This is a genomic window from Rhodobacter sp. P2_H5 (assembly GCF_056403335.1).
Genome location: NZ_JBFUFS010000007.1, coordinates 206,165 through 232,906, shown reverse-complemented (window position 1 = coordinate 232,906; position 26,742 = coordinate 206,165). Strand labels below are relative to the sequence as shown.

Sequence of the window (26,742 nt, the reverse complement as noted above, 5' to 3'; positions counted from 1 at the left end):
CCATCAGACGCAGCCTCTACCTGGCCGGCCTCATCGCCTCACGCCACGATCCGAACATCAAAGCCTTCAGAGCACGACTCGCCGCCGCCGGAAAACCGACAAAAGTCGCCATCATCGCCTGCGCAAGAAAACTCCTGACAATTCTCAACGCAATGGTCAAAACAGGCAAAGACTACAACCAAACCAAAGCCTGAAAGACAGTTGCTACCGGCCGGCGAGGCTCAGGAGGCCAGCGACATCGAGATGCGCTTCGAGATGGGCTGCGAGGGCGTCGAGCGTCGACTCAACCTCGGCGCCGTGGTCGCGGTGGCTGGCAGGCAGGCCGAGGCTGGTCAGGAAGGCGGCGCGAAAAGCGTCGCCGGCGAACATGCCATGCAGATAGCTGCCCATGACGCGGCCATCGGCGGAGGTGGCGCCCTCGGGCGCGCCGTCGATCAAGGCGAAGGGGCGGGCGCGGTCGGGGCCTTCGGAGCGGCCGATGTGGATTTCATAGGCGTCAATCGGCAGGTTCGAGGCGGCATGGACGGCCGTGGTGCGGGTCAGGCGTTTGTCGGGCGTCATGGTGGTGGTGATGTCGAGAAGGCCGAGTCCCGGGGTGGTGCCCGCCGGACCCTCGATGCCTTCGGGGTCTGAAACCTGGGTTCCAAGCATCTGATATCCGCCGCAAATCCCCAAGATCCGACCGCCGCGCCGGTGATGGGCGGCGAGGTCAATGTCCCAGCCCTGGGCGCGCAGGAAGGCAAGGTCGCCGCGGGTTGATTTGCTGCCGGGGATGATCACCAGGGCGCAATCACCGGGGATCGCCTCGCCGGCGCGGATCATCTGGACCTGAAGCCCGGGTTCGGATTTCAGCGGGTCGAGGTCGTCGAAATTGGCGATGCGCGTGAGTTGCAGGCAGGCGATCTTCAGGCCCGCGCCGGTCGAGGCCACGATATCGAGCGCGTCTTCCGCGGGCAGGCGCCAGGCTTGCGGGAAATAGGGCAGGACGCCGAAGCCTTGCCAGCGGGTGCGGGATTCGATCAGCTTGTAGCCCTCGTCAAAAAGGCGAGGATCGCCGCGGAACTTGTTGATCAGGAAGCCTTTGATCCGGGCATTGTCATCGGGCGACAGCACGGCTTGGGTGCCCACCATCTGGGCGATGACGCCGCCACGGTCGATGTCGCCGACCAGAACCACCGGCACATCTGCGGCCTCGGCAAAGCCCATGTTGGCGATGTCACCCAAGCGCAGGTTGACCTCGGCGGGCGAGCCTGCGCCTTCGACGATCACCAGATCATGGCTTGCGTTAAGCCGCTGAAAACTCTCCAGAACCGGGGCCATCAGGCTGGGCTTCAGCGCGGCATAATCGCGCGCCTTGACGGTGGCGACGCGCTTGCCCTGCACGACGACCTGGCTGCCGACCTCGGATTCGGGTTTCAGAAGCACCGGGTTCATGTCGGTATGCGGCTGCAACCCGCAGGCCAGCGCCTGTAGCGCCTGGGCGCGGCCGATCTCGCCGCCGTCGACCGTCACGGCGGCGTTGTTGGACATGTTCTGCGGTTTGAAGGGGGCCACAGACAGCCCGCGCAACCGCGCCGCCCGGCACAGCCCCGCCACGATCAAGGATTTCCCGACATTGGAGCCTGCGCCCTGAATCATGAAGGAATTCATGCGTCTATCCCCAGAACCTCAGGCAAGCGCGCCCGGGTTTCGTCGGTGAAGTGAAAGACCTGCCAGCCGCGCGCCCGGGCGGCTGCGATGTTCTTTTCGGCGTCGTCGATCAGCAGGATATCTTCGGGCGCATGGCCTGACCAGGCCTCGATCTGCGCGAAGAAGGCGGGGTCGGGTTTCTTCACCCCCATGCGGCCCGAGGCGAAGATATGGTTGAAATGGCGCGCAAACCCCATCTTGTGCCAGATATGGTCGGCGCGGTGGGTCTCGTTGTTGGTGGCGATGACGCCGGGCAGGGCGCAGGCCTGCAGCCAGCCCAACACCTGGGCGTCGGGATTGGCATCCTTGGCCAGCCAGTAATCCAGCACCGCGCGCGGTTCGTGGGGCACGGCATAGGTGCTGACATAATCGGCCATCAGCGCCATCAGGTCGAGCTGCCCGGTCAGCACGGGGACAAAATTGCGCTCGTTATAGACGAAATCGGTGAAATCCTTGGCTGAGACGCCCAGATCAACCTCGAAGGTTCTTTGCCATTCCTCAAAACCGTGGGCATAGCCGCGGTTCAGCACGCCGTCGAAATCCCAGGCGATCAGCTTCAAAACTCGACCCCCGGCTGTGCCTTGATGCCGGAGCGGAAGGGGTGCTTCACCAGGGTCATCTCGGTGACCAGATCCGCCGCCTCGATCAAGGCTTCCGAGGCGCCGCGGCCGGTCAGGCAGACATGGGTCAGGGGCGGCTTTTCGGCCTTGAGAAACGCCACGACCTCATCGACGTTGATGTAGTCGTAGCGCATCGCGATGATGATCTCGTCCAAGAGGACAAAGCGGATGTCGGGGTCGCGGATCAGGTCCTTGGCCTTGGCCCAGCCGGCTTGCGCCGCGGCGATGTCGCGGGCGCGGTCCTGAGTCTCCCAGGTGAAACCCTCGCCCATGGCGTGAAATTCGCAGAGGTCGGAGAAGTTTTCGGTCAGCAAGCGCCGCTCGCCGGTGTCCCAGGCGCCCTTGATGAACTGCACGACCGCGCAGGGCATCTCGTGGGCCACACAGCGCAGGATCATCCCGAAGCCGGAGGAGGATTTGCCCTTGCCGGTGCCGGTGTGGACGATGATCAACCCATGATCCCCGGCCTTGCCCGCCATGATCTTGTCGCGCGCGGCCTTCTTCTTGGCCATCTTGGCATTGTGGCGCGCATCCGGATCAACCGGGTTTTGCAGGGGTGTGTCGGTTTCAACAGATGACATGGCGGCTCGTGTCCTTGACGTTATGCGCCCATCCTGCCAGAGGTGAGGCGGTGCTGGTGCCCGTTTTGAGACTGATACTCTTACGACAGGCGAAAAGGGAATGCGACAGGTGAAAACCTGGGATGCAGCCGCCCCCGCGACCGTGACCGGAGAGGTCGTCCAAGCCACTGGGAAACCGGGAAGGCGGGCGACCGGGGGAAACCCAGCTCCGCAAGCCGGGAGACCTGCCAGCACTGGACGAACTTTGACGGACGGGGTGTGCCGTGGCGAGTTGGGGGTTTTCCCCCTTTTCGCGGCATTCCCTTCAGGAGGAACATGACCGCGCGACTGCATATCTGCATGACCTGCAAGGCCGGACTGGCCGAAGAGGGCCCCTGCATGGGCGCCCGGCTTTGGGCTGCGATTGCCGCCCTTCCTGTGCCCGAGGGGGTCGAGGTCCTGCCCGTCGATTGCCTTTCCTCCTGCAACACCGGCGCTTCGGTGGCCCTGTCCAAGGCCGGCGCCTGGGGCTATGTCTATGGCCGGATGACGGAGGAAAACGCCGCCGATATCCTCACCGGGGCTGCGGCCTATGCGCGCACCGCGGATGGCCTGGTGCCGTGGCGCGAACGCCCGGTGATCTTCCGCAAACAATCCATCGCCCGCATTCCCCCGCTCTCTTCCGAAAAACTGGAGGCTTGAATGACCGATCTTGCAAAAATCCCCGTGACGGTGATCACCGGCTTCCTCGGCGCGGGGAAAACCACGCTGATCCGGCATCTGATGGCCAATCCGCAGGGCAAGCGCCTGGCCGTTCTGGTCAATGAATTCGGCACCGTGGGGGTGGATGGCGATATCCTGCGCTCCTGCGCCGATGAGAATTGCCCGACGGAGAATATCGTGGAACTCGCCAATGGCTGCATCTGCTGCACCGTGGCCGAGGATTTCATCCCGACGATCGAGGCGCTTCTGGCCCTGCCGAAGCGCCCCGACCATATCCTGATCGAAACCTCAGGTCTGGCTTTGCCCAAGCCCTTGTTGAAAGCCTTCGACTGGCCGGGTATTCGCAGCCTGATCACCGTCGATGGCGTGATCACCCTGGCCGATGCCGAAGCCGTGGCCTCGGGCCATTTCGCGGGCGAGCTGACCGCGGCGCAGATTGCGGCGGGTGAACATGACACGCCCTTGGGCGAGGTCTTTGAAGACCAGATCGCCTGCGCCGATATCGTGCTGCTGACCAAGGCCGATCTGGCGGGTGAGGCGGGCGTGGCTGCGGCGCGTGCCGTAGTCGAGGCTGAGGCCGCCGAGAAGGGTCGCAAGCTGCCGATCCTGACGATGTCGGAAGGCATCATCGACCCCCGCGTGATCCTCGGGCTGAATGCCGCCGCCGAGGATGACCTTGCCGGTCGCCCCAGCCATCACGACGGCGAGGCCGACCACGAGCATGACGACTTCAACTCCACCGTGGTCGATCTGGCCGAGGTCGCCTCGGTCGAGGCTTTGACCGACGCCATCCTGCGCCTGGCGCGCGAGCAGAAGATCCTGCGCGTCAAGGGCTATGTCGCGGTCAAGGGCAAGCCGATGCGGCTGCTGGTCCAGGCGGTGGGCGAGCGCATCCGCACGCAATATGACCAACTGTGGGGCGCAACCCCGCGCAGCTCGCATCTGGTGGTGATCGCCGAGGCCGGCGACATCGACGAGACCGCCATCCGCCGCGTGTTGGGCGTCCTGGATCTGGTGGCCTGAGATGCACGTCACCTTCCGCGAAAGTCATGGCCTGGAGGAGACGGCGACCCCGTTCGACCCGGGCCAGGACCCTGCGGAAATGGTGGTTTTGTCCTTCTCGGACAGTGACCTGGGCGCCTTTGCGGCGGGCTGGCACCGCGGCAAAGGCAAGCTGCCCGGCCTGCGGCTTTGCAACCTGGTGGCGCTGCGCCATCCGGTCTCGGTCGACACCTATGTCGACAAGACCGCCTCGGGCGCCAAGGCGATTCTGGTCAGGCTGATTGGTGGCGAGGCTTATTGGCCTTATGGCCTCGCCTCCCTCGCCGATCTGGCGCGGCGGCGCGGCATCGCGCTGGCGATCCTGCCCGCCGATGGGCGCGAGGATGCGCGGCTTGACCAGCTTTCGACGCTGCCGGTTTCCACCCTGCGGCGGCTGACCGCACTCTGCGATGCTGGCGGGGCCGTGGCGGCGCAAGCGGCGCTGGCGCAGCTGGCACTTGCGGCGGGGTTGTACGCCGGGCCGGTCCCGGGGGAAAAGCTGGTGCCGGACTGCGGGTTTTATGAGCCCGGTCAGGGGGTTGTACCAGCTCCTTCACAGGGTGGCGTGGCGGTGGTCTTCTACCGCTCCTATCTGACCTCGGCCGATACGGCGCCAGTGGATGCACTGATCCAGGCGCTGCGGGCTGCGGGCCTGCCGGCCTTCGGCCTTTTCGCGCCCAGCCTGAAGGGGCCCGCAGCACTTTGGATGGCGCAGGCCCTGCAAGGTGCCGCCCCGCTGGCGATCGTCAACGCCACCGCCTTTTCGGCCAAGGGGCCGGACGGCGCCTCGCCCCTCGATGTCGGCTGTCCGGTGTTTCAGGTGGCGCTGTCCACCGCACGGCGGCGCGACTGGGCCAGCTCGATGCGCGGCCTGTCGCCTGCCGATCTCGCCATGCATGTCGTCCTGCCCGAGGTTGATGGGCGGCTGCTCGCCGGGGTGGTCAGCTTCAAATCGCCCGGTCAACGCGACCCCGACCTGCAATTCGCACGCTTCGCCCACCGCGCCGATCCCCAGCGGGTGGAAGCCGTGGTGCGCCGCGTGCAGGCCTGGGTGAGCCTTGCGCAAAAGGCCCCGGGCGAGCGGCAGCTGGCGTTGATCCTGTCGACCTATCCCGGCCGCGCGCATCAGATGGCCCATGCCGTGGGCCTTGATGCCCTGGCCTCGACCGAGGCGGTGCTGGCCGACCTGCAGGCGGCAGGCTATGCGACCGACCCGGCGCCCCTTGCCGCCGCGGCGCTTCAGCATCAGACCGCCGCCTGGCCGATATCGGAATACCTCAACGCGCTTGCGGACTTGCCGGAAAACCTTCACACCGCGCTTGACCTGTGGGGTGCGCCCGAAGACGACCCTCTGGCCCGCGATGGCGCCTTCCATTTCCCGAGCCTGCGGCGCGGCAATGTCCTTGTAGCCCTGCAACCCGAACGCGGAAGGAACGCTCAGCGCGAGGCGGAATACCACGACATGGCCGCCACGCCGCGGCATTCTTACGTCGCCTTCTACCTCTGGCTGCGCGCGCAAGGCATCGACGCGCTGATCCATATGGGCGCCCATGGCACGCTGGAATGGCTGCCCGGCAAGTCGGTGGCGCTGTCCGCCACCTGCTGGCCCGAGGCGCTGATCGGCCCCTTGCCGGTCATCTACCCCTTTATCGTCAACGACCCGGGCGAGGCCGCCCAGGCCAAGCGCCGCATCGGCGCCGTCACCCTCGGCCATATGCCGCCGCCCCTGGCCGAGGCCGGGACGCCGCAGAATCTGCAATCCTTGGAACGGCTTCTGGACGAATATTCCACCGCCGATGGCATCGACCCGGCCCGGCGCGACCGCCTGATCCGCGCCATCCGTGACGAGGCGCAGGCCCAAGGGGTCGAGGCCGATCTCGACCTGCCCGCCAACGCCTCCCCGGCCGAGGCGATCACAAGGATCGACCGTTTCGTCTGCGACATCAAGGAAAGCCAATACGGCGACGGGTTGCACATCTTTGGCCGCGGCCCGCAGGGCGAGTCTGAACGGCAGGGCCTCCTGACCGCGCTTGACGGCCAAAGGGTGCCGGCGGGTCCGGCTGGTTCGCCCAACCGGGGCAGGCTGGACGTGCTGCCGACCGGGCGCAACCTTTACGCCGTCGACCCCCGCGCCGTGCCCTCGCGCAGCGCCCATGCCCAGGGCATCAAACTGGCCGAGGAGCTGATCCGCCGCCACCTGCAGGACCATGGCGATTACCCGCAGGGGCTTGTCGTTGACCTTTGGGGTTCGGCCACGATGCGGACGGCGGGCGAGGATTTCGCCATGGCGCTGCATCTGGCGGGTCTGGCGCCGCTCTGGGACGAAAATGCCGCAAGGGTTTCGGGCGTCGAGGTGATCCCGCTCGCCCTGTTGCGCCGGCCGCGGATTGATGTGACGCTGCGGGTCTCTGGCCTGTTCCGTGATATTTTCCCGGGCCTTGCGCAGCTTTTCGAAACCGGCGCCGCAGCTTTGGCCGCCCGCGATGAGGCGCCCGAGGACAACCCCTATCTCAACGCCACGCCGCGTGTCTTTGCCCCCGAACCCGGGCGCTATGGCCTCGGGATGGGCCAGGACGACTTCTCGCCCGAGGCGCGGCAGGCGGCGGGCGAGGCCTGGCTTGCGGCCTCTGCCTGGGCGATCGGTCAGGACGGGCAATCGCGCCCCGAACGCGCCGCACTCGAGGCGCAGCTGCGCCGGGCCGACAGTTTCATCCACGCCCAGGACCTGCCGGAAACCGATGTGCTTCTGGCGCAGGATTACGCCGCGCACGAGGCCGGTTTTGCCGCCGCCATGGCGCGGCTTGGCGCGGCCAAACCGACGCTTTACCACCTTGACGCCACGCGACCCGACGCCCCGCAAGCCCGTACCCTGCCTGAAGAAATTGCCCGCGTGGTCCGCGCCCGCGCCGCCAACCCGGCCTGGGCCGAGGGCATGATGCGCCACGGTTTCCGCGGTGCCGCCGAGATTGCCGCGACCCTCGACCACATGGCCGCCTTTGCCCATCTGGCCCAGGTCGTGCCCGCGCATCTCTTCGACCTTTACCACCGCGCAACCCTGGGCCGCGAGGATCTGCGCGCCTTCCTGGCCGAGGCGAACCCGGCGGCACTTTCCGCGATGCAGGACTGCTTCCTGCGCCTGCGCGAGGCGGGGCTCTGGCAAACGCGACACAATTCCATCGCGATGGAAGTGGAGCGTGTAAATGGTTGATTTCGCAGTCAAAGGCTGGTGCCCCGGCGCGCTGCGCCCGATGGAATCCGGCGATGGTCTAGTGGTGCGGATCAGGCCGCGTCTGGCCGAGCTTTCGCCCGACCAGCTGCGCGGGATCGCGGCTGCGGCGCTGCGCCACGGCAACGGCATCATCGAATTGACCGCCCGGGCCAATGTGCAGTTGCGCGGTGTCACGCAGGCCAGCCACGCTGGCCTGATCGCCGACCTCGACGCCCTCGGCCTGATCGACCCCGATGCCGACAGCGAGCGTCACCGCAACGTCGTGATCTCGCCCTTCTGGCAAGGGGAGGAGGTGCGACATCTGGCACAGGACCTTTATAACGCCCTGCGCCAAGGGCCTGATCTGCCGGGGAAATTTGGATTCGCGCTGGATCTGGGGACGAGCCGCGTCTTGGCCGATACCTCCGCCGATATCCGCCTTGAAAGGTCTGCGTCGGGCGGATTGATACTGCGCGCCGATGGCGCCTTGGGCGGGCAGGAGGTGACTTTGACCACCGCCGTGCCGCTGGCCATGCAGATGGCGGAATGGTTTGTGACCTCTGGCGGGGTCAAGGAGGGGCGCGGGCGAATGGCGACCCATCTCGCCGATCTGCCCTTCGATACCACTGTTCCGCCGGCCCCCAAGGCCGCTACCGCCCAGCCGGGGAGCACGCCGCTGGGGGCGATGATCGGCTTTGAATTCGGGATCTTGCGGGCCGAAGTTCTTGCGGATTTGGCCTGGCGTTGTCAGGGACTGCGCGTCACACCCTGGCGGATGGCGCTGTTGCTCGCCGGGGCTGCGACGGGAGCAGGGCTGATCACCGAGGCCTCCGACCCAAGGCTGCGCGTTCTGGCCTGCACCGGCGCGCCCGGTTGCCCGCAGGCCCTGCAACCGACGCGCGCGCTCGCGCGGCGGCTGGCGGCGGCGGTGCCGGACGGCAAGATCCTGCATGTCTCGGGCTGCGGCAAGGGGTGCGCCCATCCCGGCCCGGCTGACCTGACGCTTTCGGCGACGCGGCAGGGCTTTGCCCTTCTGCCGGGGGCCAGGGCGGGCGGGCTGGGACCCGTCCATCCCGCTGAAGAAATCACTTTGAAAACCATCCGCAAGGCACTGTCATGAAACATCTTTACGAAACCGACGGCGCTGCGATCTACCTGCGAAGCTTTGCCATGATCCGGGCCGAAGCCGATCTGGCGCGCTTCACCCCTGAGGAAGAAGTGGTGGCCGTCCGCATGATCCACGCCGCCGGGATGGTGGGCCTGGAGGCGCATGTCCACTTCTCTCCCGGCATGGCGATTGCGGCGCGGGCGGCGCTGGAGGGCGGCGCGCCGATCCTTTGCGACGTGCGGATGGTCTCGGAGGGCATCACGCGGAGCCGTCTGCCGGCCAGGAACGAGGTGATCTGCACCCTTCAGGACCCGCGTGTCCCCGATCTTGCGCGGGAAATGTCCAACACCCGCAGCGCCGCGGCGCTGGAACTCTGGCGGCCACATCTGGCGGGCGCGGTGGTGGCGATCGGCAATGCGCCAACCGCTTTGTTTCACCTTCTCAACATGTTGCAAGACGAAGCTTGCCCTCGGCCTGCGGCGATCATCGGTTGTCCGGTGGGCTTTGTCGGCGCTGCGGAATCGAAAGAGGCGCTGATGCAGGATCTGCCGGTGCCTGCGATGGTGGTGGCTGGGCGGCTTGGCGGCTCGGCGATCACGGTGGCGGCGGTCAACGCCTTGGCCAGCCGGAAGGAATAGCATGGGCAAGATCATCTGCACGGGCCTCGGCCCCGGCGACCCCGATCTGATGAGCCTGCGGGCGCATCGGGCGGTGGGCCAGGCGACGCAAGTCGCCTATTTCCGCAAGGCCGGGCGGGCCGGTCAGGCGCGGCGCATCGTCAACGGGATGTTGCGCGCCGATGCCGTCGAACATGCGATGGAATATCCGGTCACGACCGAATTGCCCTTTGACAGCCCCGAATACAACGACGCCCTGGCGCGGTTCTATGACACCTGGGCCGCACGGCTGAAGGTCTTGGCCGAAGCCTCGGATGTGGTGGTGCTGTGCGAGGGAGATCCTTTCTTTTACGGCTCTTTCATGCATCTTTACAGCCGCTTGTCAGGCGTTGTTGAGATGGAGATCATCCCCGGAATCACCGGCATGTCGGGCTGCTGGACGGCCACGGGCATGCCGATCACCTGGGGCGACGATGTGATGACGGTCCTGATGGGCACCTTGCCGGAGCCTGATCTGGCCCGGCTGATGAGCCAGGCCGATGCCTTGGTGGTGATGAAAACGGGGCGCAATTTGCCGAAAATCCGCCGCGCTTTGGAAGTATCCGGCCGGCTGGAATCGGCCTGGCTGGTCGAGGCCGGCACCATGCCCAACCAGCGCATCCAGCGTCTGGTCGAGGCCGATGCCAGCCAATGCCCCTATTTCGCGATTGTCCTGGTCCACGGCCAGGGCCGCCGCCCCGAGGTGGTGGAGTGAGCGGCCGTCTGGACATCGTGGGCCTTGGCCCGGGGGCCGAGGCGATGGTGACGCCCGAAGTCTCCACTGCTTTGGCGCAAGCCACGGATATCGTGGGATATATCCCGTATGTCGCGCGGATTCCGGCGCGACCGGGGTTGACCTTGCATCCCTCCGACAACCGGGTGGAGCTGGACCGCGCGCGCCATGCTTTGGAAATGGCGCTGCAAGGTCAGAGGGTTGTGGTGGTTTCTTCAGGTGACCCCGGGGTTTTTGCCATGGCCTCGGCGGTCTTCGAGGCGCTGGAGACGATGCCCGAGGCGAAAGCTTTGCCGATCGCCGTTTTGCCTGGAATCACCGCCATGCTGGCCGCGGCCGCCGCCTTGGGTGCGCCCTTGGGCCATGATTTCTGCTGCATCAACCTGTCGGACAACCTCAAACCATGGTCCTTGATCGAACGCCGCCTGCGGCTCGCCGCCGAGGCCGATCTGGCGATGGCCTTCTACAACCCACGCTCGGCCAGCCGACCGGAGGGTTTCGCCAAGGCACTGGAGGTTTTGCGTGCAAGCTGCGGGCCTGACAGACTTATTTCCTTCGCGCGGGCGGTTTCGACGCCTGAGCAAAGCCTGCGGACCGTGACTCTGGGCGCGGCGTTGCCCGAAATGGCGGATATGCGGACGGTGGTCATCCTTGGCAATTCGGCGACCAGAAGGGTCGGCGAATTTGTCTATACGCCAAGGTTTGCCGGATGAGAGAGCCAGCGCAGAACCTCATCCACCGTCTCAACGCGGGGCCTTTCGGGCACGGCGGGGCGGTCGATCATGATTACCGGCAGGTCCAGCTGGCGCGCAGCGTCAAGCTTGGCGCGCGCGCCAGCACCGCCGGCGTTTTTTGCGACGATATGGGTCACCTGGTGGGCGCGCATCAGGTCAAGATCACCTTCCAGCGTGAAGGGGCCGCGCGCCACAAGCACGCTGCATTGGGGCAAGGGCAAGGGGTCGACCGGCGGATCGACAAGGCGCAAAATGTAATGATGCTGGGGACTTGCAGCAAAGTCCTCAAGGTGTTGGCGACCGATCGCGAGAAAGACCCGGGCCGGATCGCGAGGCAGGCTGGCGACGGCGGCGGCTATGTCGGGCACCGGGGTCCAGCGATCCTCGGGCGTGGCGCGCCAGGGTTCGCGCTCCAGTGCCAGCAGGGGCAGGCCGGCCAGACTTGCGGCCTCCACCGCGTGGCGGCTCATCTGGGCGGCGAAGGGATGGGTCGCGTCGATGACATGGGTGATCGCCTCGGCCTGCAGCCAGGTCACGAGGCCGCTGACGCCGCCGAAACCACCGATGCGGGCGGGCAGGGGCTGGGCCTTGGGCGCCTCGGTTCGACCGGCGTAAGAGAAGATGGCCGGAACCCCTTGATCCGCCAAGGCTTTCGCCATGGCCGAGGCTTCGGTGGTGCCGCCAAGCAGAAGGACGCGGGTCATGGCTGAGCCTTGGGTTTCGATCATCGGTGTCAACGAGGATGGACCGTCCGGCCTGACCTCCGCAAGCCGTCAGGCGCTGGACAGCGCGGAAATCGTCTTTGGCGCGCCGCGGCATCTGGCGCTTTTGGGGATCGAGGGGCAGGTCTGGCCGGTGCCGTTTTCGGTGGCTCCGGTGCTGGCGGCGCGGGGCAAACGGGTGGCGGTGCTCGCTTCGGGCGACCCGTTCTGGTACGGGGCGGGCGGGTCTTTGACCGGGCATTTGCGGGCGGATGAATGGGTCAGCTATCCTGCTCCTTCGACCTTTCAGCTGGCTGCCAACGCCTTGGGCTGGCGGCTGGAGGAGGTGCTGTGCCTGGGCCTTCATGCAGCACCGCTGACCCGGCTCCGTCCGGTTCTGGCGCGGGGGCAGCAGGTGATCTGCCTCTTGCGCGATGGGGCGGCGGTGGGAGAACTCGGCGCTTATCTTGTGGCGCAGGGCTTTGGTCAATCGACGCTTTGGGTGATGGAAGCCTTGGGGGGCGGGCGCGAGCGGATCATCAAGATCACGGTCCAAGAGGTTGGACAACAAGAATTTTTCGCCCCGGTTGCAGTGGCGGTGGATTGCGTGGGGCAGGGAATGCCCCGCGCCTCTGGCCTGCCGGACGACCTTTTTGACCATGACGGCCAGATCACCAAACGTCCGGTCCGGGCGCTGACGCTTTCGGCGCTGGCGCCGCGTGGGGGCGAGGTGCTGTGGGATCTGGGCACGGGTTCGGGCAGCGTTTCGATCGAGTTTCTGCTCGCCGCGCCGGGCAGCGTCGCCCATGCGGTCGAGGCGGACGCGACGCGGGGTGCCCGTGCCGCCGCCAATGCCGCCGCCTTTGGTCTGGCGCATCGCTGGACCCTGCACCCGGGCGCGGCCGCCGAGGTTTTGTCTGGCCTGCCCACGCCGGATGTGGTCTTCGTGGGCGGCGGCGCCTCGGAGTCGCTGCTGCAGGCGCTTTGGGCCCTGCTGCCCAGCGGCGCCCGGTTGGTGATGAACGCGGTGACGCTGGAGACGGAGGCCCTGCTTTACGCCTGGCATGGCGCGAAGGGCGGGCATCTGATGCGGATCGATCTGGCGGAAGCCGGCGCGCTGGGGGCAAAGCGCGGCTGGGAGGCGTCCCGCCTTGTGGTGCAGTGGAGTGTGGTCAGATGAGAGTTGCGGGCTTGGGCTTTCGGCGCGGCGTCTCGGCGGAGAGCCTGCGGGCGGTGCTGGCTTTGGCGGGCAAGTTCGACGTGCTGGCCACGGCCGAGGACAAACTGCGTGAACCGGGATTAATGAGGCTGGCGCAGGAGTTGGGCGTGAAAGTTCATGGCGTTTCGCGGGCCGCTTTGGCCGCGCAGGGCATCGAGGGATCGCCCCGGGTGATGACGGAATATGGCACCGGCTCGGTCTCGGAGGCTTCTGCGCTGGCGGTGGCGGGTCCGGGCGCCCGGCTGGTGATGACGCGGCGGACCGGGCCGGATGGCATGGCGGTGGTCGCGGTTGCAGAGGGTGCGGCATGACGGTGCATTTCATTGGCGCGGGGCCGGGGGCGGCGGATCTGCTGACCCTGCGCGGACGCGATCTGATCGCCGCTTCGCCGGTTTGTCTTTATGCCGGGTCTTTGGTGCCCGAGGGGGTACTGGCGCATTGCCCGCCGGGGTGCCGGATCGTCAACACGGCGGCGATGTCGCTCGATGCGATCGTGGCCGAGATTGCCGCCGCTGATGCTGCGGGGCTGGACGTTGCGCGACTCCATTCCGGGGATCTGTCGGTCTGGTCGGCGATGGGCGAGCAGCTGCGGCGCCTGCGTGCTTTGGGGATTTCTTATGACGTGACGCCGGGGGTGCCGTCTTTTGCGGCTTCGGCGGCGGCCTTGGGGGTGGAGTTGACGCTGCCTGGCCTTGCGCAAAGCGTGATCCTGACCCGGACTTCGGGCCGCGCCTCGGCGATGCCGGAGCGTGAGACTCTGGCCGCCTTTGCCGCGACCGGGGCGACGCTGGCCATACACCTGTCGGTGCATGCTTTGGCGCAGGTGGTGGCGGAACTTACACCGTACTATGGCGCGGAATGCCCGGTGGCGGTGGTCTGGCGCGCGACCTGGCCGGATCAGCGGATCGTGCGGGGGAGTTTGGCCTCGATCGAAGCCGATGTCGGGCCGGAGATCGACCGCACCGCCCTCATTCTGGTCGGCAAGGCCTTGGCGGCAGAGGGTTTTGACGAAAGCCGGCTTTACGCCGACGACTACGACCGCCGGTACCGCCCGCGCGGCACCGCACCCCGGTTTCCTGAATGACCGGCGGAGTGATCATCTCGGCCCCGGCCTCGGGCAGCGGGAAGACCTTGCTGACCTTGGGTCTGGCGCGGGCCTTCACGGCGCAGGGGTTGAAGGTGCAGTGCTTCAAGTCGGGGCCTGACTATATCGACCCGGCCTTTCATCGGGCGGCGACGGGGCGGGAGTCCTTCAACCTTGATTCCTGGGCCATGGGTTTGGGGATGGTGGCGGGGCTGCTGGGCAAGGCGGAGGGCGCGGATCTGGTCATTGCCGAGGGCTCGATGGGGCTGCATGACGGGGTGGCTTTGCCGGGTGAATGGGGGCGCGGGGCGAGTGCGGATCTGGCCTTGCATCTGGATTGGCCGGTGGTTCTGGTGATCGACGCGTCGGGGCAGGCGCAGACGGCGGGGGCGGTGGCGCTGGGGCTGCTGACCTATCGCCCGGGGTTGCGGCTGGCGGGGGTGGTCCTGAACAAGGTCGCCTCGCCGCGGCATGAGAAGCTTCTCCGCGCCGGGATCGAGGCGGCGGGCATCCGCGTGCTGGGCGCGCTGCCGCGTCTCGCCTCGGTCGAGCTGCCGGAGCGGCATCTGGGGCTGGTCCAGGCCGAGGAATTGCCGGAGCTGGATCATCTGCTGGACGAGGCGGCGCGGTTGGTCGCGGCGCATGTCGATCTGGCCGCGCTGCGGGAGGCGGCGGGTGTGATGCCCGCGCCTGCCGCACCTTTGCGCCTCACCCCGCCGGGGCAAAGGATCGCGTTGGCGCGGGATGAGGCGTTTTCCTTTATTTATCCGCATCTTGTCGATGGCTGGCGCAGGGCAGGGGCCGAGGTTCTGCCCTTTTCCCCCCTCGCCGACGAGGCCCCGCCGGAGGCTGACGTTTGCTGGCTGCCGGGTGGCTATCCGGAGCTGCATGGCGCGACCTTGGCCCATGCGGAGCGGTTTCGCGCCGGCTTGCAAGGCTTCGCAGGCCCGATCCACGGCGAATGCGGCGGCTATATGGTGCTGGGCGAGGCCTTGTTCGACAAGTCCGGGCAGCGGCACCGGATGGCGGGGCTTTTGGGCCTCGTCACCAGCTTTGAAAAGCGGCGGATGCATCTGGGGTATCGCTTGGCCACCTTGCTTGCGCCGATGCCAGGGCAGGGTACGGGGGCGCGGCTCAGGGGGCATGAGTTCCATTACTCGACCATCCTCGCCCAACCCGACGCGGCTTTGGCGCATGTGCAGGACGCCGAAGGCACCGAAGTGGCTGAAACCGGGTCGTACCGGGGCCTGGTCTCGGGGTCGTATTTCCATCTGATTGCCGGGGCATCATGAACGGGTTCGTGTCTTTCGTCTCTTCCGGCCCGGGCGACCCCGAGCTTCTGACCATCAAGGCGCTGCGCCGGATCGAGGCCGCGGATGCGGTGCTGTTCGACGATCTGTCCTCGGGGCCGATCCTGTCGCATGCCCGCGCGGGGGCCGATCTGGTGGCGGTGGGAAAAAGGGCAGGGCGCGTCTCGCCGAAGCAGGATCAGGTCAGCCGCCTGCTGGTCGATTACGCGCTGTCGGGGCAAAAGGTGGTGCGGCTGAAATCGGGTGACAGCGGGCTGTTCGGCCGGCTGGAGGAAGAGATCGAGGCCTGCCGGGCGGCGGGCGTCGGGTTCGAGATCGTGCCGGGCGTCACCTCCGCCTCGGCGGCGGCGGCGGCGGCGGGGATACCGCTTACGCGCAGGCTGACGGCGCGGCGGGTGCAGTTTGTCACCGGGCATGATGTCTCGGGCGGCTTGCCTGCGGATCTGAACCTGGCGGCCCTGGCCGATCCGCAGGCGACCACGGTAATTTTCATGGGAAAACGGACCTTTGCGGCCTTGTCTTCAAAGCTGATCGCAGCGGGTTTGCCGGGGGATACGCCAGCCCTTCTGGCCGAAAGCGTCTCGACCCCCGAGCAACGGTTGAGCCGGGCGACGGTGGAAACCCTCGGCGCGGCCTTGGCGGGGGCGAGCGATGGTCCGGCGCTGATTCTGATCGGCCCCCTGATGGAGGGGATCTGATCCCCTACCGAGGTTGGGCGCATCCCTACCAAAGATGTCGCGCAAGGGACGGATCTGCCGCTTTCGGCGCTTGACCCAAGGGGAGATTCCCTGCCAAATGAAGGGGCAAGGTGTCCCATGCACAAAGTGCCGGGACTGAAACGGGAATGCGGAAGGATGGACCCGAAGGGGCATCCCAAACCGCAACCGCCCCCGCGACTGTATGCGGCGAGCGGCCTCCAGATGCCACTGACGGGAAACCGTTGGGAAGGCGGAAGGCTGCTGTGACCCGCGAGTCAGGAGACCGGCCCTGCGTGGATGAAACAAGGGCCGTCGGGTGTGACGGCTACAGGAGATGAAGATGATGTTGACCCAAACCGCTGCCCGCTCTTCCGTGCTGATGCAGTCGATTTTCGTGGCGCTGGTTGGCGCGACGCTGGTGTTCGCGGCGGGCTTTGCCCACAGCCAGACCCTGCATGACGCCGCCCATGACGCGCGCCACTCGACCGGGTTTCCCTGCCACTGAGGCAGGCACCTTCCTGATATGAAACATTTGTTGTCCAGCGCGTTGGTCGCTGGCTTTGCGGCGGGGTTGCTTTGCGCCCTGCTGCAATATCTTTTGGTCGAACCTAAAATCCTGCTGGCCGAGCGCTATGAATCGGGCGAGCTTGTGCATTTTCAAGGTGTTGCGACTGACTCCTCACATGACCATGCCGTAAGCCCTACCGAAGCGGAACCGACGTTGCCCGCAACCGAAGAGGCTGGGCATGATCATGCGGCTGGGCACGACCATGGGGCAGGGGAAGAGACTTCTCCTGTCCAGCGCCACCTTCTGACGGTGCTTTTCACGGTGCTGGTCTATTGCGGTTATGGGCTGATCCTGGTGGCTGGTATTCAGCTGGCCGAAGGTTTGGGCCTGACACTTGGCCCGACACAGGGCCTGCTTTGGGGTCTTGCGGGCTTCATGGCCTTCCAGCTGATGCCGGCGCTTGGGCTTGAACCGGAACTGCCGGGCACGCCCGCCGCCGATCTGGATTCGCGCCAGATCTGGTGGGCCGCCACGGCCATCTGCACGCTCATCGGCCTGTGGTTCATGGCCTATGGCAGCGCTGTCTGGCAAAGGGCGCTTGGGCTTGTGGTGCTGGCGGCACCGCATGTCTGGGGCGCACCGGAGATGGAGGGCTTTGGCGGCGTGGTGCCGCCCGAACTCGCCTCGTCCTTCGCCGCGCGCTCGCTGGGCGTGGGTCTGGTGACCTGGGCGGTGCTGGGCAGTCTGGTGTTGAAATTCTGGCATCAGGAGCCGGCCAAGTGAGACATCTGACCCTGATCGGCATCGGCACCGGCAACCCTGACCATCTGACGCTTCAGGCGGTCAAGGCGCTCAATGCCGTCGATCTGGTGATGATCCCGAGAAAAGGCGACAGCAAGGCCGATCTGGCCGAGCTGCGCCGCGCGATCTGCGCCGAGGTGGTGACGAACCCCGCGGTGCAGATCGTCGAGTTTGACCTGCCGGTGCGCGATGCCGCAAACCCGAGCTATCAGACCGGCGTCAACGACTGGCACGACGCGATCGCCGCGGTCTGGCAAGCGACGATGGCCGCGCATCCGGCTGGATCGGTGGCGCTGCTGGTCTGGGGCGATCCGTCGCTTTACGACAGCACGCTGCGCATCGCGGCGCGTCTGAGCGATGTGACGGTCACCGTGGTGCCCGGCATCACCTCGATCCAGGCGCTGACCGCGGCCCATGCGATGCCGTTGAACGAGATTGGCGAGGCCGTCACCATCACCACCGGTCGCCAGCTGCTGGAGGGTTGGCCCGATGGCGCTGACACGCTGGTCATCATGCTGGATGGCAAGTGCTCCTTCCAGGCGCTTGATCCGAAAGGCATTTCCATCTGGTGGGGCGCCTATGTCGGGATGAAGGAAGAGATCATCCTTGCCGGCGATCTGGCCGAAGTCGGCCCCAGGATCATCGAAACCCGCGCTGCGGCCCGGGCATCGCATGGCTGGATCATGGATATCTATATCCTTCGCCGCAACCGCTCCTAGTTACATATTTTACATAATATAGATTATCGGATATTTACCCATAGGCGACCGACGCGCTCCCGTCCGGCACTGCATGCTGGTTTTTATCGCTATTGCGCCCCGTCGTCGCCAAGGGCTGCAGCCTCGCGCAGGAGCTGCTGGATATGGGCCCCCGCGGGTCGGTCGGCCTGCGCTTCGGACAGGATGCGCAAGGCGGCGGTGCGTTGGTTGGCGGCGACCAGCATTTGGCCGATGTCACGCAACAGATCGGCGCGCCGGTCGGCGGCATAATCGCGGCCTGCCGGGAAAAGCTGGGCGACCAGAGGCTTGCCGCCCGCGCTTGGCACCGGCGCTGCCTTGCCAAGACGCTCTGCCAGCAGCCGTTCGGCACCGGACAGCAGCACGGGCGGGATCGGCTGCGGGTTGGCGGCAAAGGGAAACGCCTCGACCGCGGGACCCTCACGCAGGATCAGGCCCTCGAACTCCAACTCGGCGGCATTGAGTGCGCTGTTCTTGGCATGGGCCAGCAGGATCGGCGCCGCGGGGCTTTCGTCGCGGCGACAGACCCGCAAGGTGATCCGCCGGGCGGTGAAAGGCTGGGGATTGGGCGCGAGCGAGTGAAAGAAGGACAGGATCTGGTTTTCCGGGATACCGGCGAAGCGAAAGTCGAAATGGCGCGTCTCGCCGGTATCACTGGTGACCTCGACCAGGGCCGAACAGGCGGTGACATTGACGGCAAAGCCGATCAGTTCCTGTGGCGTGTCAAAATCGAAGGCAATCGACTGATCCTCGGTCAGCCGGACATAGGTTTTCTGGAAGAGCGAGTTCTGCCGGGCGACCGGGCTGCCCCCTTCCGCAGGCAGGAATCGGTACGGATAGGCCCGGGTGCGCTTGAGGCTGCGCGTCTCGGGCGTGACGGTTTCCAGCACGGATTGCAGGCGGCAGGCGATGATCTCGGCCAGATCGGGGGCGACGTGGCTGGCATCGGCGAACAGCGCCCCGGCGGGACAGGTGGCGATCTGGCGCAGGGTATCAAGCACCGCATAACCGTCGAGCAGCGGGATCTTCTGCTCGGCGGCGATCTGGCGCAGCATCTGGCGCAGAAGCGCAATCTCGGGGACCTCGCTGTTGACCGGGAGGATCAGGATCACCGGGCGGATGCCGCGCTCCTTGAGGTACACCACCGCGTCGATCAGATAGCGCGCCACCCGGTCCTGCGAGATGGCGCCGGAGCGGATCAGCCAGACATCGTTCACGCTGGTTTCCAGCAAGGCCAGGCCATAGGAGGACAGGTCGTGCTGGCTCAGCACATAGGGCAGAAGGATGTTCGGGCTGCCGCCGACCGAGAAATTGTCAAAGGCGGCGATATGAGAGATCTTGCGCAGCGCCAGCAGATAGTTCTGCTTCATCAGGCTGTTGGACGTCCCAATCACCGCACATTTCATCGCTTTCCTCCAAGACCCCAGATCCTGCCCAGCGGACCCGACACAGGCCAGACCTGACAAGACGACACTGTCTGGCAAGTTGCGGGTGGGGTCAATCCGGCTGCCCTGCCCCATTGCACAGCGTCGGGGGAAGGTTTCATAATGCCGCATGGAAAATCTGGACATCTTCATGCGGCTGGGCGTCAGCCTTGGCATCGGGCTTCTGACCGGGATCGAGCGCGGCTGGGATTTGCGGGCTGGTGGTCCGGAACGGGATGCCTCGGGGATCAGGAGCTATGCGCTGGCCGGGCTGATGGGCGGGGTCAGCGGCGTTCTGGGGCAAAGTCTGGGTCCGACGGCCGGCGTGGTGCTGGTCTCTGCGGTGTTCCTGGCCTTTGCCGCGGTCTTTGCCGGGTTTGAATGGCGCGAGAGTGCGGCGAGCGGCAGCACCAGCGTGACATCGACCCTCGCCGGGCTTCTGACCTTCCTTTTGGGCGTGCTGTCAGCACTTGGCGAGATGCAGGTGTCGGTGGCGGTGGCGATCGTGGCGGCCGGGCTGATGGCGCTGCGCGAGGTGCTGCATGCTTGGGTCAAGGCACTGACCGCGGCCGAGATCCGCGGCGGTCTGATCCTGCTGGCGATGGCCTTCCTTCTGTTGCCCCTGTTGCCGGAAAAGCCGGTCGACCCCTGGGATCTGCTCAACCTGCGCGAAATCTGGGTGATGGCCACGATGATCGCCGGGGTCTCGTTCCTCGGCTATATCGCGGTGCGGGGGCTGGGGCCGCGCTGGGGCGTGCTGGTGACGGCGGCGGCGGGCGGGCTGGCCTCCTCGACTGCGACGACGGCGAGTCTGGCGCGGATGGCGGTGTCGTCCGGCACCCCTGCCCGGCTTTTGGTGGCCGGCATGCTGGTGGCGGGGATCGTCATGCAGCTGCGGGTTCTGGTGCTGGCTCTGGTGCTGCGGGCCGGGCTTTTGCCCATTCTGCTGCCGCCGATGCTGGCCGGGGTTCTAACCTCGCTGGCGATTGCGGTCTGGATGGCGCGCGCCTCTGCCGATCACCCTCCGGGCGACCAGGCCACGCCCGAGCTGGGGATCCGCAGCCCGCTGGACCTGATGGGTGCCTTGCGGATGGCCGGGGTGATTGCGGTGGTCATTCTGGTGGCAGGCCTCGTGCAGCGCCAGTTCGGCACGGCGGGGTTGTACATCGTGGCGGCGGTGTCCGGGATTGCCGATGTTGATGCGATCACCATCTCTTCGGCGCGGATGGCGGGCGACCCGCAGGCCTCGGCCACGGCGATCCTGATCGCGGTGGCGGTCAATTCCTGCTCCAAGGCGCTGATCGCGGCCTGGATCGGGCGGCCGGTGATCGGGATGCGCTTTCTGATCCCGACGCTGTTCGGCATCGCGGTGGCGGCAGGGGTCTACGTCTTCTTGCCATGAAAAAGGGCCGGAGGAGACCTCCGACCCTTCTGTCGCCTTGGCGGGGGCGAGGCCCCTGCCCGGCTTCAAGCCCTTGAAACTTAAGCCTGAACCATCTTCGCCACTTCGGCGGCGAAGTCTTCTTTCTCTTTTTCCACGCCTTCGCCGACCATCACGCGGGCGTAGCCGGTGATTTCAACGCCAGCGTCCTTGGCAGCCTGTTCCACGGTCACGTCGGGGTTGATCACGAACTGCTGACCCAGCAGGGTGTTCTCCGACAGGAAGCGCTTCATGCGGCCCGGGATGATGTTGTTGTGGATCACGGCATCGGGCTTCGGCTTGGCGGAAGAGGCGTTTTCTTCCAGCGCCTTGGCGGTTTGCACGGCCAGTTCGCGTTCAACCACGACCGGGTCGAGCGTCGCTTCCGACAGGGACAGCGGCGAGGTCGCGGCGATGTGCATCGCGAATTGCTTGCCGATTTCCTGCGCCTTGGCAGCGTCGCCCTTCAGAGCGACCAGAACGCCGATCTTGCCCATGCCGTCGGTGGCCGAGTTGTGGACATAGGACACAACCGTGTCGCCTTCCAGAACGTGCATGCGGCGCAGGGTCATGTTCTCGCCGATGCGGGCGATGGCGCCGTTGATCGCGGTCTCGACCGGCTCGCCGTTGAGGTGCGAGGCGCGCAGGACTTCGATGTTCTCACCGGTTTCCAGCGCGACGCGGGTCACTTCGCGGACCAGAGCCTGGAAGTCGGGGTTCTTGGCGACGAAGTCGGTTTCCGAGTTGATCTCGACAGCCACGCCGCGGCCATCGGACACGGCCACGCCGACAAGGCCTTCGGCGGCGACGCGGTCGGCCTTCTTGGCGGCTTTCGCCAGGCCCTTGGTGCGCAGCCAGTCGACGGCGGCTTCCATGTTGCCTTCGGTTTCAACCAGCGCCTTCTTGGCGTCCATCATGCCTGCGCCGGTGGTTTCGCGCAGCTCTTTCACCATTTGTGCGGTGACGGTCATGTTAGTCTCCATGTTCCTGAAATGGCAGCGAGCGGGATTTACCCCCGCCCGATACCAGAATTATGAAGCTGGCCCCGCAATGGCTCGCGGAGCCAAGGAAGATCAGGCTTCGGCCACGGCTTCTTCAACCGGAGCTTCGTCCAGCGCGCCGAGGTCGACACCGGCCGCACCCATCTGGGCGGTCATGCCGTCCAGCGCAGCGCGGGACACGAGGTCGCAGTACAGCGCGATGGCGCGGCTGGCGTCGTCGTTGCCGGGGATGATGAAATCCACGTCTTTGGGCGAGTTGTTGGTGTCAACGATGCCGACGACCGGGATGCCCAGCTTCTTGGCTTCGGTGATGGCCAGGGCCTCTTTGCCAACGTCGATGACGAAGAGCAGGTCCGGCGTGCCGCCCATTTCACGGATGCCGCCGAGCGAAGCTTGCAGCTTGCCCTGTTCGCGTTCCATGTTCAGACGCTCTTTCTTGGTGAGGCCTTCGGCCCCGCCAGCCAGGATCTCGTCCAGCGCCTTGAGGCGGGCGATCGAGTTCTGGATGGTTTTCCAGTTGGTCAGCGTGCCGCCGAGCCAGCGGTGGTTCATGTAGTACTGCGCGCACTTTTCAGCCGATTCAGCGATCGACTTCTGAGCTTGACGCTTGGTGCCCACGAACAGGATCCGGCCGCCCTTGGCGACGGTGTCGCGCACGGCTTTCAGCGCCGCGTCGAGCATCGGCACGGTCTGGGTCAGATCGAGGATGTGAATGCCATTGCGATCGCCGTAGATGAACTCGCCCATGCGGGGGTTCCAACGGGCGGTCTGGTGACCATAGTGAACGCCAGCTTCCAAAAGCTGACGCATGGTGAAATCGGGAAGCGCCATGTCCATTTCCTTTTCCGGTTTGCGCCGCAGCAGATGATTCAGGGTTTCCCCAACCGGTGGACCGTGAGGGATTTCTCCCCCCAAGGCCCGCATCTGCCTGTGAAGTGAGGGGCTGTTACTGCACCCTCCCCCGAGATGCAAGCGCCATGTTAGGCGGAAAACCGGGCCAGCCACAGGGCAAAGGGCGCAAGATCGGCCACGATGGCGATGAGGCTCGGCACGCAATCGGCCGTGAACAGCCAGTCCGGATGGGGCCGGTGGTCCGGCGTGCGGGCTACCAGATGCTTGCGGCACAGAAGATGGTCCCAGTCCGCGCCGGAGGGCAGGCCCTTGGGCACCTTGGCAAGATCGGGCGGGGTCAGCTCGGCCCCCTGCCCCGCGACCCTGGCCAGAAGGCGCAGGAAAGCCTCCCGTTCCTCCGGCTCGCAGAAGGCCGCGCGGATCCGGGCCAGGGCATCGGGCGGGATGCCGTAATGGCCGGCGCCAAAGCCAAAGCCGCGCTCCGACACGATCAGGTGGACGCCGGGCCCCTTGTTGAAGGTGGGTCCGGTGGACAGGATCAGATGCAGTCTTGTGTGATAGGGCGCCTTGTCCGTTGAGAACCGCACATCCCGGTTGATCCGCCGCACCGAGGCGTTGAGCTTGGGCACCGCCGTCAGCCCCAGCGCCGCCGCTGGCCCCGAAAGGGCCGCGGCAAGGTCGAGCGCGGGGCGCAGCCAGAGCGTCTCATAGGACTCGCGGTGCGCCTCGAACCAGTCACGCGCGTTGTGGGCGTGCAGGTCGGCCAGATAGGACGGCAAGGCTTTGGGCAAGGCGGGGGGCACGGCAATTCCGGTCGACACTTGCGCTCCTGTCTGCCTAGGCTGCGCGCGGCGCGGGGTGATGCAGGCAGGCGGCCCCGATGGCCGCGACGTGGCGCAGGTCGGTGCCGCAGCAGCCGCCCAGCACATGCAGGCCCGGCATCAGGTCCAGAAGGCTGCGGTAATCCTCCGCAAGGCCGGCCGGGTCGCCAGCATCGAGCGCCGTGGCGGCATCGAGCTCGGCATGGCTCAGGCGCGAGGCATTGGCGCGCAGCACGCCGATCCGCTGGACCCAGTCGCCTGTCAGAGTAGCGCGGAAATGGTCGGGATGGGCGCAGTTGATGCCGTACCACAGGGGAAAGCCCGCGGTTTCAGCGTCAGTTTCGGCAATCGCCTCGGCCAGGGTCTTGCCCGAGATCAGCCGCCCGTCGGTTTCCACCGTGAAGGAGAGGACGACCGGGCAGCCGATCTCCTGCGCGGCGCGGGCGATGCCGATCGCCTCGCCGGTCGAAGAAATCGTCATGGCCGAAACCAGATCGACGCCCGCGTCATCCAGCACGGCGATCTGGCGGGCGTGGTAATCCTGCGCCTCGTCCGGCGAAAGCACGCGGTCGGGGGCATAGGCATCGCCGTGCGGGCCCAGAACCCCGTTGATCAGGATCGCCTGTTCGGGCCGCGCGCTGCTCAGATCGCTGGCAAAGGCCACGGCGGCGCGGTTGGCGTGGTCGATCTCTTCGGGTGTCAGGCCAAGTGCCGTGGCCCAGCCCTGGCTTGCCCGCCAGGTCGCGGTGTCGAGCACAAAGCCGCTGCCCTGCGCCTTGGCCTCATCCAGCAGGGTGTCGAAATAGCGCCGGATTGCGGCACGGCCGGTGTCTTGCTGCAACAGGGGGAAGGAGGCGAATTGCGGCAGATCCAGCCCTTCCTGAAAGATCAGGACGGTTTCGATGCCGGCGTCGGTCAGCCAGATGCCGTCGCCGAACCGATGCCTGAGGATGGTGCTGCGGGTATGGGTCAAGGCGCGTCCTCCACGTCAGGCCGGCCTTGCCCTTTTGGCGCAGCGGGGCGCCCCCTTGGGCAGGCGCACGGCGGGTGACCGTTTGCAGGTGGGTGATCGCGCCAGTCTAACCGATTTTTGCCGCGGAGTCGCCTGTTCTTGCGCGGCGCAACCTTGCTTTCCGCAGCAAGGCTTGGCACCACGCGGGGATGAACACACCACCTGACATCCTCTGCATCGGCTCGGTCCTGTGGGACATCATCGGGCGCACCCCTGCGGCGCTGCGGCTGGGCGGCGACGTGCCGGGCCGCATCACGCGGCTGCCCGGCGGGGTCGCGATGAACATCGCGATGACGCTGGCCCGCTTTGGCCTGCGCCCTGCCCTGTTGACCGCGATTGGCCGCGATGCCGAGGGCGAGGAGCTTCTGGCCGCCTGCGCCCGTCTGGGGCTGGAGACGGCGCATGCCTACCGCTCCGACGATCTGCCGACCGACCGCTATATGGCGATCGAGGGCGCCAATGGCCTGATCGCCGCCGTGGCCGACGCCCATTCGCTGGAGGCCGCCGGGGCCAAGATCCTGCGGCCCCTGGCGGATGGCAGCCTCGGGTCGGAGGCCGCGCCCTGGGCAGGCCTCATCGCCCTCGACGGCAACCTGACCGAGGCGCTCTTGTCCGATATCGCGGGCTCACCGCTGTTCGCCCGCGCCGATCTGCGCATCGCCCCGGCCTCGCCCGGCAAGGCAGAACGGCTGACCCCCCTGCTGCGCCATCCCGGCGCCACGCTTTACGTCAACCTGGAAGAGGCGCGGCTTCTGTCGCATGCCGATGTGGCCACCGCCCCCGAGGCTGCCGCGGCGCTTCTGGCGCGCGGGGCCAACCGGGTGCTGGTCACCGACGGCGGCAGGCCCTGCGCCGAGGGGCGCGCCGGTTCGGGCGTCATCGCCGCCAGCCCGCCGCAGGTCATGGTCAGCCGTGTGACCGGGGCGGGCGATACCTTCATGGCCGCGCATATCGTGGCCGAAGTCCGGGGCGCGGACCCTGCTGCCGCGCTTGCTGCGGCGCTGAAGGCCGCCGCCGATTATGTCTCCAAGGAGGTCGGTTCATGACCCAACTGAATGCGCTTTTGACCCTGTCGCCCGAAGTGGCCGCAGCCCGCGCCGAGGGGCGCCCGCTGGTGGCGCTCGAATCCACCATCATCACCCATGGCATGCCCTGGCCGCAGAATGTGGAAACCGCCCGCGCGGTCGAGGCGGAGGTCCGCAAGTCCGGCGCCGTCCCCGCCACGATCGCGGTGATGGGCGGCCGTATCCATATCGGTCTGACCGCGGCGGAACTTGAGGCTCTGGGTCAGGCGAAGGATGTGATGAAGCTTTCGCGCGCCGATCTGGCCGCCTGCCTCGCCCTCGGCCGGACCGGCGCCACCACGGTGGCCGCCACGATGATCTGCGCCGAACTGGCCGGGATCGAGGTCTTCGCCACCGGCGGCATCGGCGGCGTGCACCGCGGGGCGGAGGAGAGCTTCGATGTCTCCGCCGACCTTCTGGAGTTTTCCCGCACCGCCGTGACGGTGGTGGCGGCAGGGGCAAAGGCGATCCTCGACCTGCCCAAGACGCTGGAGGTGCTGGAAACCCACGGCGTCCCGGTGATCGCCTATGGCCAGGACGATTTCCCGGCCTTCTGGTCGCGCTCCTCGGGGCTGAAGGCGCCCCTGCGGATGGATACGGCGGCCGGGATCGCCGCCGCCCAGCGGCTGCGCGGTCAACTCGGGGTCGCGGGTGGCCAGCTGGTGACCAATCCGATCCCGGTCGAGGCCGAGATCCCCCGCGCCGAGATCGGTCCGGTGATCGAGCAGGCGCTGCGCGAGGCGCGGGAGCAGGGCATCGCCGCCAAGGCCGTCACGCCATTCCTCTTGCAGCGAATCTTCGAGCTGACGGCGGGCAGATCGCTGGAGTCCAACATCGCCCTTGTGATGAACAACGCCCGCCTTGCGGCCGCTATTGCCCGGGCGCTGGTGGATATGCCTGCAAAATAGGCGCCTGGCCCGGCCCGGGGGGCGCTCGGCGGACCCGGCTGGGAGGGCTGACTGCCCTCCCAGACCCTCCCGTGGATATTTGGGTCGGGTGAAGTGAAAGCGGCGCTTCT

Annotated in this window: 27 protein-coding genes, 1 pseudogene and 2 riboswitches; of the genes and pseudogenes, 19 read left to right on the top strand and 9 right to left on the bottom strand. The window is 66.6% G+C overall.

Going from position 1 to position 26,742, the window contains the following annotated elements; translation table 11 throughout:
- A pseudogene (locus tag AC1DVR_RS12420) lies at positions 1 to 194 on the top strand (IS110 family transposase); the annotation flags it as partial.
- A gap of 10 nt (positions 195 to 204) precedes the next feature.
- Here AC1DVR_RS12420 and AC1DVR_RS12415 read toward each other — a convergent pair.
- Genes AC1DVR_RS12415 through cobO form a run of 3 tightly spaced genes read right to left on the bottom strand, consistent with a single transcriptional unit; the run spans position 205 to position 2,890 of the window.
- Positions 205 to 1,650, bottom strand: a complete 1,446-nt coding sequence (locus AC1DVR_RS12415; protein ID WP_478000888.1) for a cobyric acid synthase — start codon at positions 1,648 to 1,650, stop codon at positions 205 to 207.
- Positions 1,647 to 2,249 (bottom strand): HAD family hydrolase, encoded by a 603-nt coding sequence (locus AC1DVR_RS12410; RefSeq protein WP_478000887.1) that lies wholly within the window; start codon positions 2,247 to 2,249, stop codon positions 1,647 to 1,649. The genes AC1DVR_RS12415 and AC1DVR_RS12410 overlap by 4 nt, the downstream gene beginning before the upstream one ends.
- Positions 2,246 to 2,890 (bottom strand): cob(I)yrinic acid a,c-diamide adenosyltransferase, encoded by a 645-nt coding sequence (cobO, locus tag AC1DVR_RS12405; RefSeq protein ID WP_478000886.1) that lies wholly within the window; start codon positions 2,888 to 2,890, stop codon positions 2,246 to 2,248. Before cobO ends, AC1DVR_RS12410 begins: the two co-directional genes overlap by 4 nt.
- A 37-nt stretch (positions 2,891 to 2,927) precedes the next feature.
- Positions 2,928 to 3,136: riboswitch (cobalamin riboswitch) on the top strand.
- A 69-nt stretch (positions 3,137 to 3,205) separates the two neighbouring features.
- On the opposite strand from cobO, the gene AC1DVR_RS12400 reads away from it, so the two are divergent.
- The 7 genes from AC1DVR_RS12400 to cobJ are packed head-to-tail and all read left to right on the top strand — an operon-like array spanning position 3,206 to position 11,051.
- Positions 3,206 to 3,571 (top strand): DUF1636 family protein, encoded by a 366-nt coding sequence (locus AC1DVR_RS12400; RefSeq protein ID WP_478000885.1) that lies wholly within the window; start codon positions 3,206 to 3,208, stop codon positions 3,569 to 3,571.
- Positions 3,572 to 4,615 (top strand): cobalamin biosynthesis protein CobW, encoded by a 1,044-nt coding sequence (cobW, locus tag AC1DVR_RS12395; protein WP_478000884.1) that lies wholly within the window; start codon positions 3,572 to 3,574, stop codon positions 4,613 to 4,615.
- Position 4,616: 1 nt separating this feature from the next.
- Positions 4,617 to 7,841: a cobaltochelatase subunit CobN gene (gene cobN, locus AC1DVR_RS12390; RefSeq protein ID WP_478000883.1), complete on the top strand. Its 3,225-nt coding sequence runs from the start codon at positions 4,617 to 4,619 to the stop codon at positions 7,839 to 7,841.
- Positions 7,834 to 8,961, top strand: coding sequence for a precorrin-3B synthase (gene cobG, locus AC1DVR_RS12385; RefSeq protein ID WP_478000882.1), 1,128 nt, complete (start codon positions 7,834 to 7,836; stop codon positions 8,959 to 8,961). Before cobN ends, cobG begins: the two co-directional genes overlap by 8 nt.
- Complete coding sequence (locus AC1DVR_RS12380; RefSeq protein WP_478000881.1) at positions 8,958 to 9,587, top strand: precorrin-8X methylmutase; 630 nt, start codon at positions 8,958 to 8,960, stop codon at positions 9,585 to 9,587. Before cobG ends, AC1DVR_RS12380 begins: the two co-directional genes overlap by 4 nt.
- A gap of 1 nt (position 9,588) precedes the next feature.
- Positions 9,589 to 10,320, top strand: a complete 732-nt coding sequence (locus tag AC1DVR_RS12375) for a precorrin-2 C(20)-methyltransferase (protein ID WP_478000880.1) — start codon at positions 9,589 to 9,591, stop codon at positions 10,318 to 10,320.
- Positions 10,317 to 11,051 (top strand): precorrin-3B C(17)-methyltransferase, encoded by a 735-nt coding sequence (gene cobJ / locus AC1DVR_RS12370; protein ID WP_478000879.1) that lies wholly within the window; start codon positions 10,317 to 10,319, stop codon positions 11,049 to 11,051. The genes AC1DVR_RS12375 and cobJ overlap by 4 nt, the downstream gene beginning before the upstream one ends.
- Here the strand turns inward: cobJ and AC1DVR_RS12365 are convergent.
- Entirely contained in the window at positions 11,027 to 11,776 is a 750-nt protein-coding gene (locus tag AC1DVR_RS12365) for a cobalt-precorrin-6A reductase (RefSeq protein ID WP_478000878.1), read from the bottom strand. The two genes, cobJ and AC1DVR_RS12365, sit on opposite strands and share 25 nt — an antisense overlap.
- Here AC1DVR_RS12365 and cbiE point away from each other — a divergent pair.
- The 8 genes from cbiE to cobF all read left to right on the top strand — a co-directional run bounded on the left by cbiE (position 11,775) and on the right by cobF (position 18,112).
- Positions 11,775 to 12,953, top strand: a complete 1,179-nt coding sequence (gene cbiE, locus AC1DVR_RS12360; RefSeq protein ID WP_478000877.1) for a precorrin-6y C5,15-methyltransferase (decarboxylating) subunit CbiE — start codon at positions 11,775 to 11,777, stop codon at positions 12,951 to 12,953. The genes AC1DVR_RS12365 and cbiE overlap by 2 nt on opposite strands.
- Positions 12,950 to 13,303: a cobalamin biosynthesis protein gene (locus AC1DVR_RS12355; RefSeq protein ID WP_478000876.1), complete on the top strand. Its 354-nt coding sequence runs from the start codon at positions 12,950 to 12,952 to the stop codon at positions 13,301 to 13,303. The genes cbiE and AC1DVR_RS12355 overlap by 4 nt, the downstream gene beginning before the upstream one ends.
- The gene (cobM, locus tag AC1DVR_RS12350) at positions 13,300 to 14,076 is read left to right on the top strand and encodes a precorrin-4 C(11)-methyltransferase (protein ID WP_478000875.1); all 777 of its coding nucleotides are present in this window, start codon (positions 13,300 to 13,302) and stop codon (positions 14,074 to 14,076) included. The genes AC1DVR_RS12355 and cobM overlap by 4 nt, the downstream gene beginning before the upstream one ends.
- Positions 14,073 to 15,368 carry a cobyrinate a,c-diamide synthase gene (locus AC1DVR_RS12345; RefSeq protein ID WP_478000874.1) on the top strand — a complete coding sequence of 432 codons (1,296 nt, stop codon included), beginning with the start codon at positions 14,073 to 14,075 and terminating at the stop codon, positions 15,366 to 15,368. The genes cobM and AC1DVR_RS12345 overlap by 4 nt, the downstream gene beginning before the upstream one ends.
- On the top strand, positions 15,365 to 16,084 hold the full coding sequence (gene cobA / locus AC1DVR_RS12340) for a uroporphyrinogen-III C-methyltransferase (protein WP_478000873.1): 720 nt from the start codon (positions 15,365 to 15,367) through the stop codon (positions 16,082 to 16,084). Before AC1DVR_RS12345 ends, cobA begins: the two co-directional genes overlap by 4 nt.
- 91 nt (positions 16,085 to 16,175) lie before the next feature.
- A riboswitch (cobalamin riboswitch) is annotated at positions 16,176 to 16,390 on the top strand.
- 34 nt (positions 16,391 to 16,424) lie between these two features.
- The gene (locus AC1DVR_RS12335) at positions 16,425 to 16,589 is read left to right on the top strand and encodes a CbtB domain-containing protein (protein WP_478000872.1); all 165 of its coding nucleotides are present in this window, start codon (positions 16,425 to 16,427) and stop codon (positions 16,587 to 16,589) included.
- Positions 16,590 to 16,619: 30 nt separating this feature from the next.
- Complete coding sequence (locus tag AC1DVR_RS12330; RefSeq protein WP_478000871.1) at positions 16,620 to 17,375, top strand: CbtA family protein; 756 nt, start codon at positions 16,620 to 16,622, stop codon at positions 17,373 to 17,375.
- Positions 17,372 to 18,112 (top strand): precorrin-6A synthase (deacetylating), encoded by a 741-nt coding sequence (cobF, locus tag AC1DVR_RS12325; protein WP_478000870.1) that lies wholly within the window; start codon positions 17,372 to 17,374, stop codon positions 18,110 to 18,112. The genes AC1DVR_RS12330 and cobF overlap by 4 nt, the downstream gene beginning before the upstream one ends.
- Before the next feature lie 89 nt (positions 18,113 to 18,201).
- On the opposite strand, the gene AC1DVR_RS12320 is transcribed toward cobF, so the two are convergent.
- A complete protein-coding gene (locus AC1DVR_RS12320; protein ID WP_478000869.1) occupies positions 18,202 to 19,536 on the bottom strand; it encodes a hypothetical protein in 1,335 nt (444 codons plus the stop codon).
- Positions 19,537 to 19,684: 148 nt separating this feature from the next.
- Between AC1DVR_RS12320 and AC1DVR_RS12315 the strand changes: the two genes are divergently transcribed.
- A complete protein-coding gene (locus tag AC1DVR_RS12315; RefSeq protein WP_478000868.1) occupies positions 19,685 to 20,956 on the top strand; it encodes an MgtC/SapB family protein in 1,272 nt (423 codons plus the stop codon).
- A gap of 80 nt (positions 20,957 to 21,036) precedes the next feature.
- Here AC1DVR_RS12315 and tsf read toward each other — a convergent pair whose 3' ends face one another.
- The 4 genes from tsf to AC1DVR_RS12295 all read right to left on the bottom strand — a co-directional run bounded on the left by tsf (position 21,037) and on the right by AC1DVR_RS12295 (position 24,621).
- Positions 21,037 to 21,945, bottom strand: a complete 909-nt coding sequence (gene tsf / locus AC1DVR_RS12310; RefSeq protein WP_478000867.1) for a translation elongation factor Ts — start codon at positions 21,943 to 21,945, stop codon at positions 21,037 to 21,039.
- A gap of 102 nt (positions 21,946 to 22,047) precedes the next feature.
- Positions 22,048 to 22,812, bottom strand: a complete 765-nt coding sequence (gene rpsB / locus AC1DVR_RS12305; RefSeq protein WP_478000866.1) for a 30S ribosomal protein S2 — start codon at positions 22,810 to 22,812, stop codon at positions 22,048 to 22,050.
- A 143-nt stretch (positions 22,813 to 22,955) separates the two neighbouring features.
- Complete coding sequence (locus AC1DVR_RS12300; RefSeq protein ID WP_478000865.1) at positions 22,956 to 23,648, bottom strand: DUF2461 family protein; 693 nt, start codon at positions 23,646 to 23,648, stop codon at positions 22,956 to 22,958.
- 16 nt (positions 23,649 to 23,664) lie between these two features.
- Positions 23,665 to 24,621 carry a homocysteine S-methyltransferase family protein gene (locus AC1DVR_RS12295; protein ID WP_478000864.1) on the bottom strand — a complete coding sequence of 319 codons (957 nt, stop codon included), beginning with the start codon at positions 24,619 to 24,621 and terminating at the stop codon, positions 23,665 to 23,667.
- Positions 24,622 to 24,809: 188 nt separating this feature from the next.
- Here AC1DVR_RS12295 and AC1DVR_RS12290 point away from each other — a divergent pair, with 188 nt between their 5' ends.
- The gene (locus AC1DVR_RS12290; protein ID WP_478000863.1) at positions 24,810 to 25,706 is read left to right on the top strand and encodes a PfkB family carbohydrate kinase; all 897 of its coding nucleotides are present in this window, start codon (positions 24,810 to 24,812) and stop codon (positions 25,704 to 25,706) included.
- On the top strand, positions 25,703 to 26,632 hold the full coding sequence (locus AC1DVR_RS12285; protein WP_478000862.1) for a pseudouridine-5'-phosphate glycosidase: 930 nt from the start codon (positions 25,703 to 25,705) through the stop codon (positions 26,630 to 26,632). Before AC1DVR_RS12290 ends, AC1DVR_RS12285 begins: the two co-directional genes overlap by 4 nt.
- Positions 26,633 to 26,742: the final 110 nt, after the last annotated feature.

Coding starts and splice junctions, on each gene's coding strand:
- cobN (WP_478000883.1), top strand. CDS start 4,617: ATGCACGTCACCTTCCGCGAAAGTCATGGCCTGGAGGAGACGGCGACC.
- AC1DVR_RS12380 (WP_478000881.1), top strand. CDS start 8,958: ATGAAACATCTTTACGAAACCGACGGCGCTGCGATCTACCTGCGAAGC.
- AC1DVR_RS12315 (WP_478000868.1), top strand. CDS start 19,685: ATGGAAAATCTGGACATCTTCATGCGGCTGGGCGTCAGCCTTGGCATC.
- AC1DVR_RS12375 (WP_478000880.1), top strand. CDS start 9,589: ATGGGCAAGATCATCTGCACGGGCCTCGGCCCCGGCGACCCCGATCTG.
- AC1DVR_RS12415 (WP_478000888.1), bottom strand. CDS start 1,650: ATGAATTCCTTCATGATTCAGGGCGCAGGCTCCAATGTCGGGAAATCC.
- cobM (WP_478000875.1), top strand. CDS start 13,300: ATGACGGTGCATTTCATTGGCGCGGGGCCGGGGGCGGCGGATCTGCTG.
- tsf (WP_478000867.1), bottom strand. CDS start 21,945: ATGACCGTCACCGCACAAATGGTGAAAGAGCTGCGCGAAACCACCGGC.
- cobG (WP_478000882.1), top strand. CDS start 7,834: ATGGTTGATTTCGCAGTCAAAGGCTGGTGCCCCGGCGCGCTGCGCCCG.
- cbiE (WP_478000877.1), top strand. CDS start 11,775: ATGGCTGAGCCTTGGGTTTCGATCATCGGTGTCAACGAGGATGGACCG.
- AC1DVR_RS12365 (WP_478000878.1), bottom strand. CDS start 11,776: ATGACCCGCGTCCTTCTGCTTGGCGGCACCACCGAAGCCTCGGCCATG.
- cobA (WP_478000873.1), top strand. CDS start 15,365: ATGAACGGGTTCGTGTCTTTCGTCTCTTCCGGCCCGGGCGACCCCGAG.
- cobO (WP_478000886.1), bottom strand. CDS start 2,890: ATGTCATCTGTTGAAACCGACACACCCCTGCAAAACCCGGTTGATCCG.
- AC1DVR_RS12400 (WP_478000885.1), top strand. CDS start 3,206: ATGACCGCGCGACTGCATATCTGCATGACCTGCAAGGCCGGACTGGCC.
- AC1DVR_RS12345 (WP_478000874.1), top strand. CDS start 14,073: ATGACCGGCGGAGTGATCATCTCGGCCCCGGCCTCGGGCAGCGGGAAG.
- rpsB (WP_478000866.1), bottom strand. CDS start 22,812: ATGGACATGGCGCTTCCCGATTTCACCATGCGTCAGCTTTTGGAAGCT.
- AC1DVR_RS12355 (WP_478000876.1), top strand. CDS start 12,950: ATGAGAGTTGCGGGCTTGGGCTTTCGGCGCGGCGTCTCGGCGGAGAGC.
- AC1DVR_RS12335 (WP_478000872.1), top strand. CDS start 16,425: ATGATGTTGACCCAAACCGCTGCCCGCTCTTCCGTGCTGATGCAGTCG.
- AC1DVR_RS12320 (WP_478000869.1), bottom strand. CDS start 19,536: ATGAAATGTGCGGTGATTGGGACGTCCAACAGCCTGATGAAGCAGAAC.
- cobW (WP_478000884.1), top strand. CDS start 3,572: ATGACCGATCTTGCAAAAATCCCCGTGACGGTGATCACCGGCTTCCTC.
- AC1DVR_RS12290 (WP_478000863.1), top strand. CDS start 24,810: ATGAACACACCACCTGACATCCTCTGCATCGGCTCGGTCCTGTGGGAC.
- AC1DVR_RS12285 (WP_478000862.1), top strand. CDS start 25,703: ATGACCCAACTGAATGCGCTTTTGACCCTGTCGCCCGAAGTGGCCGCA.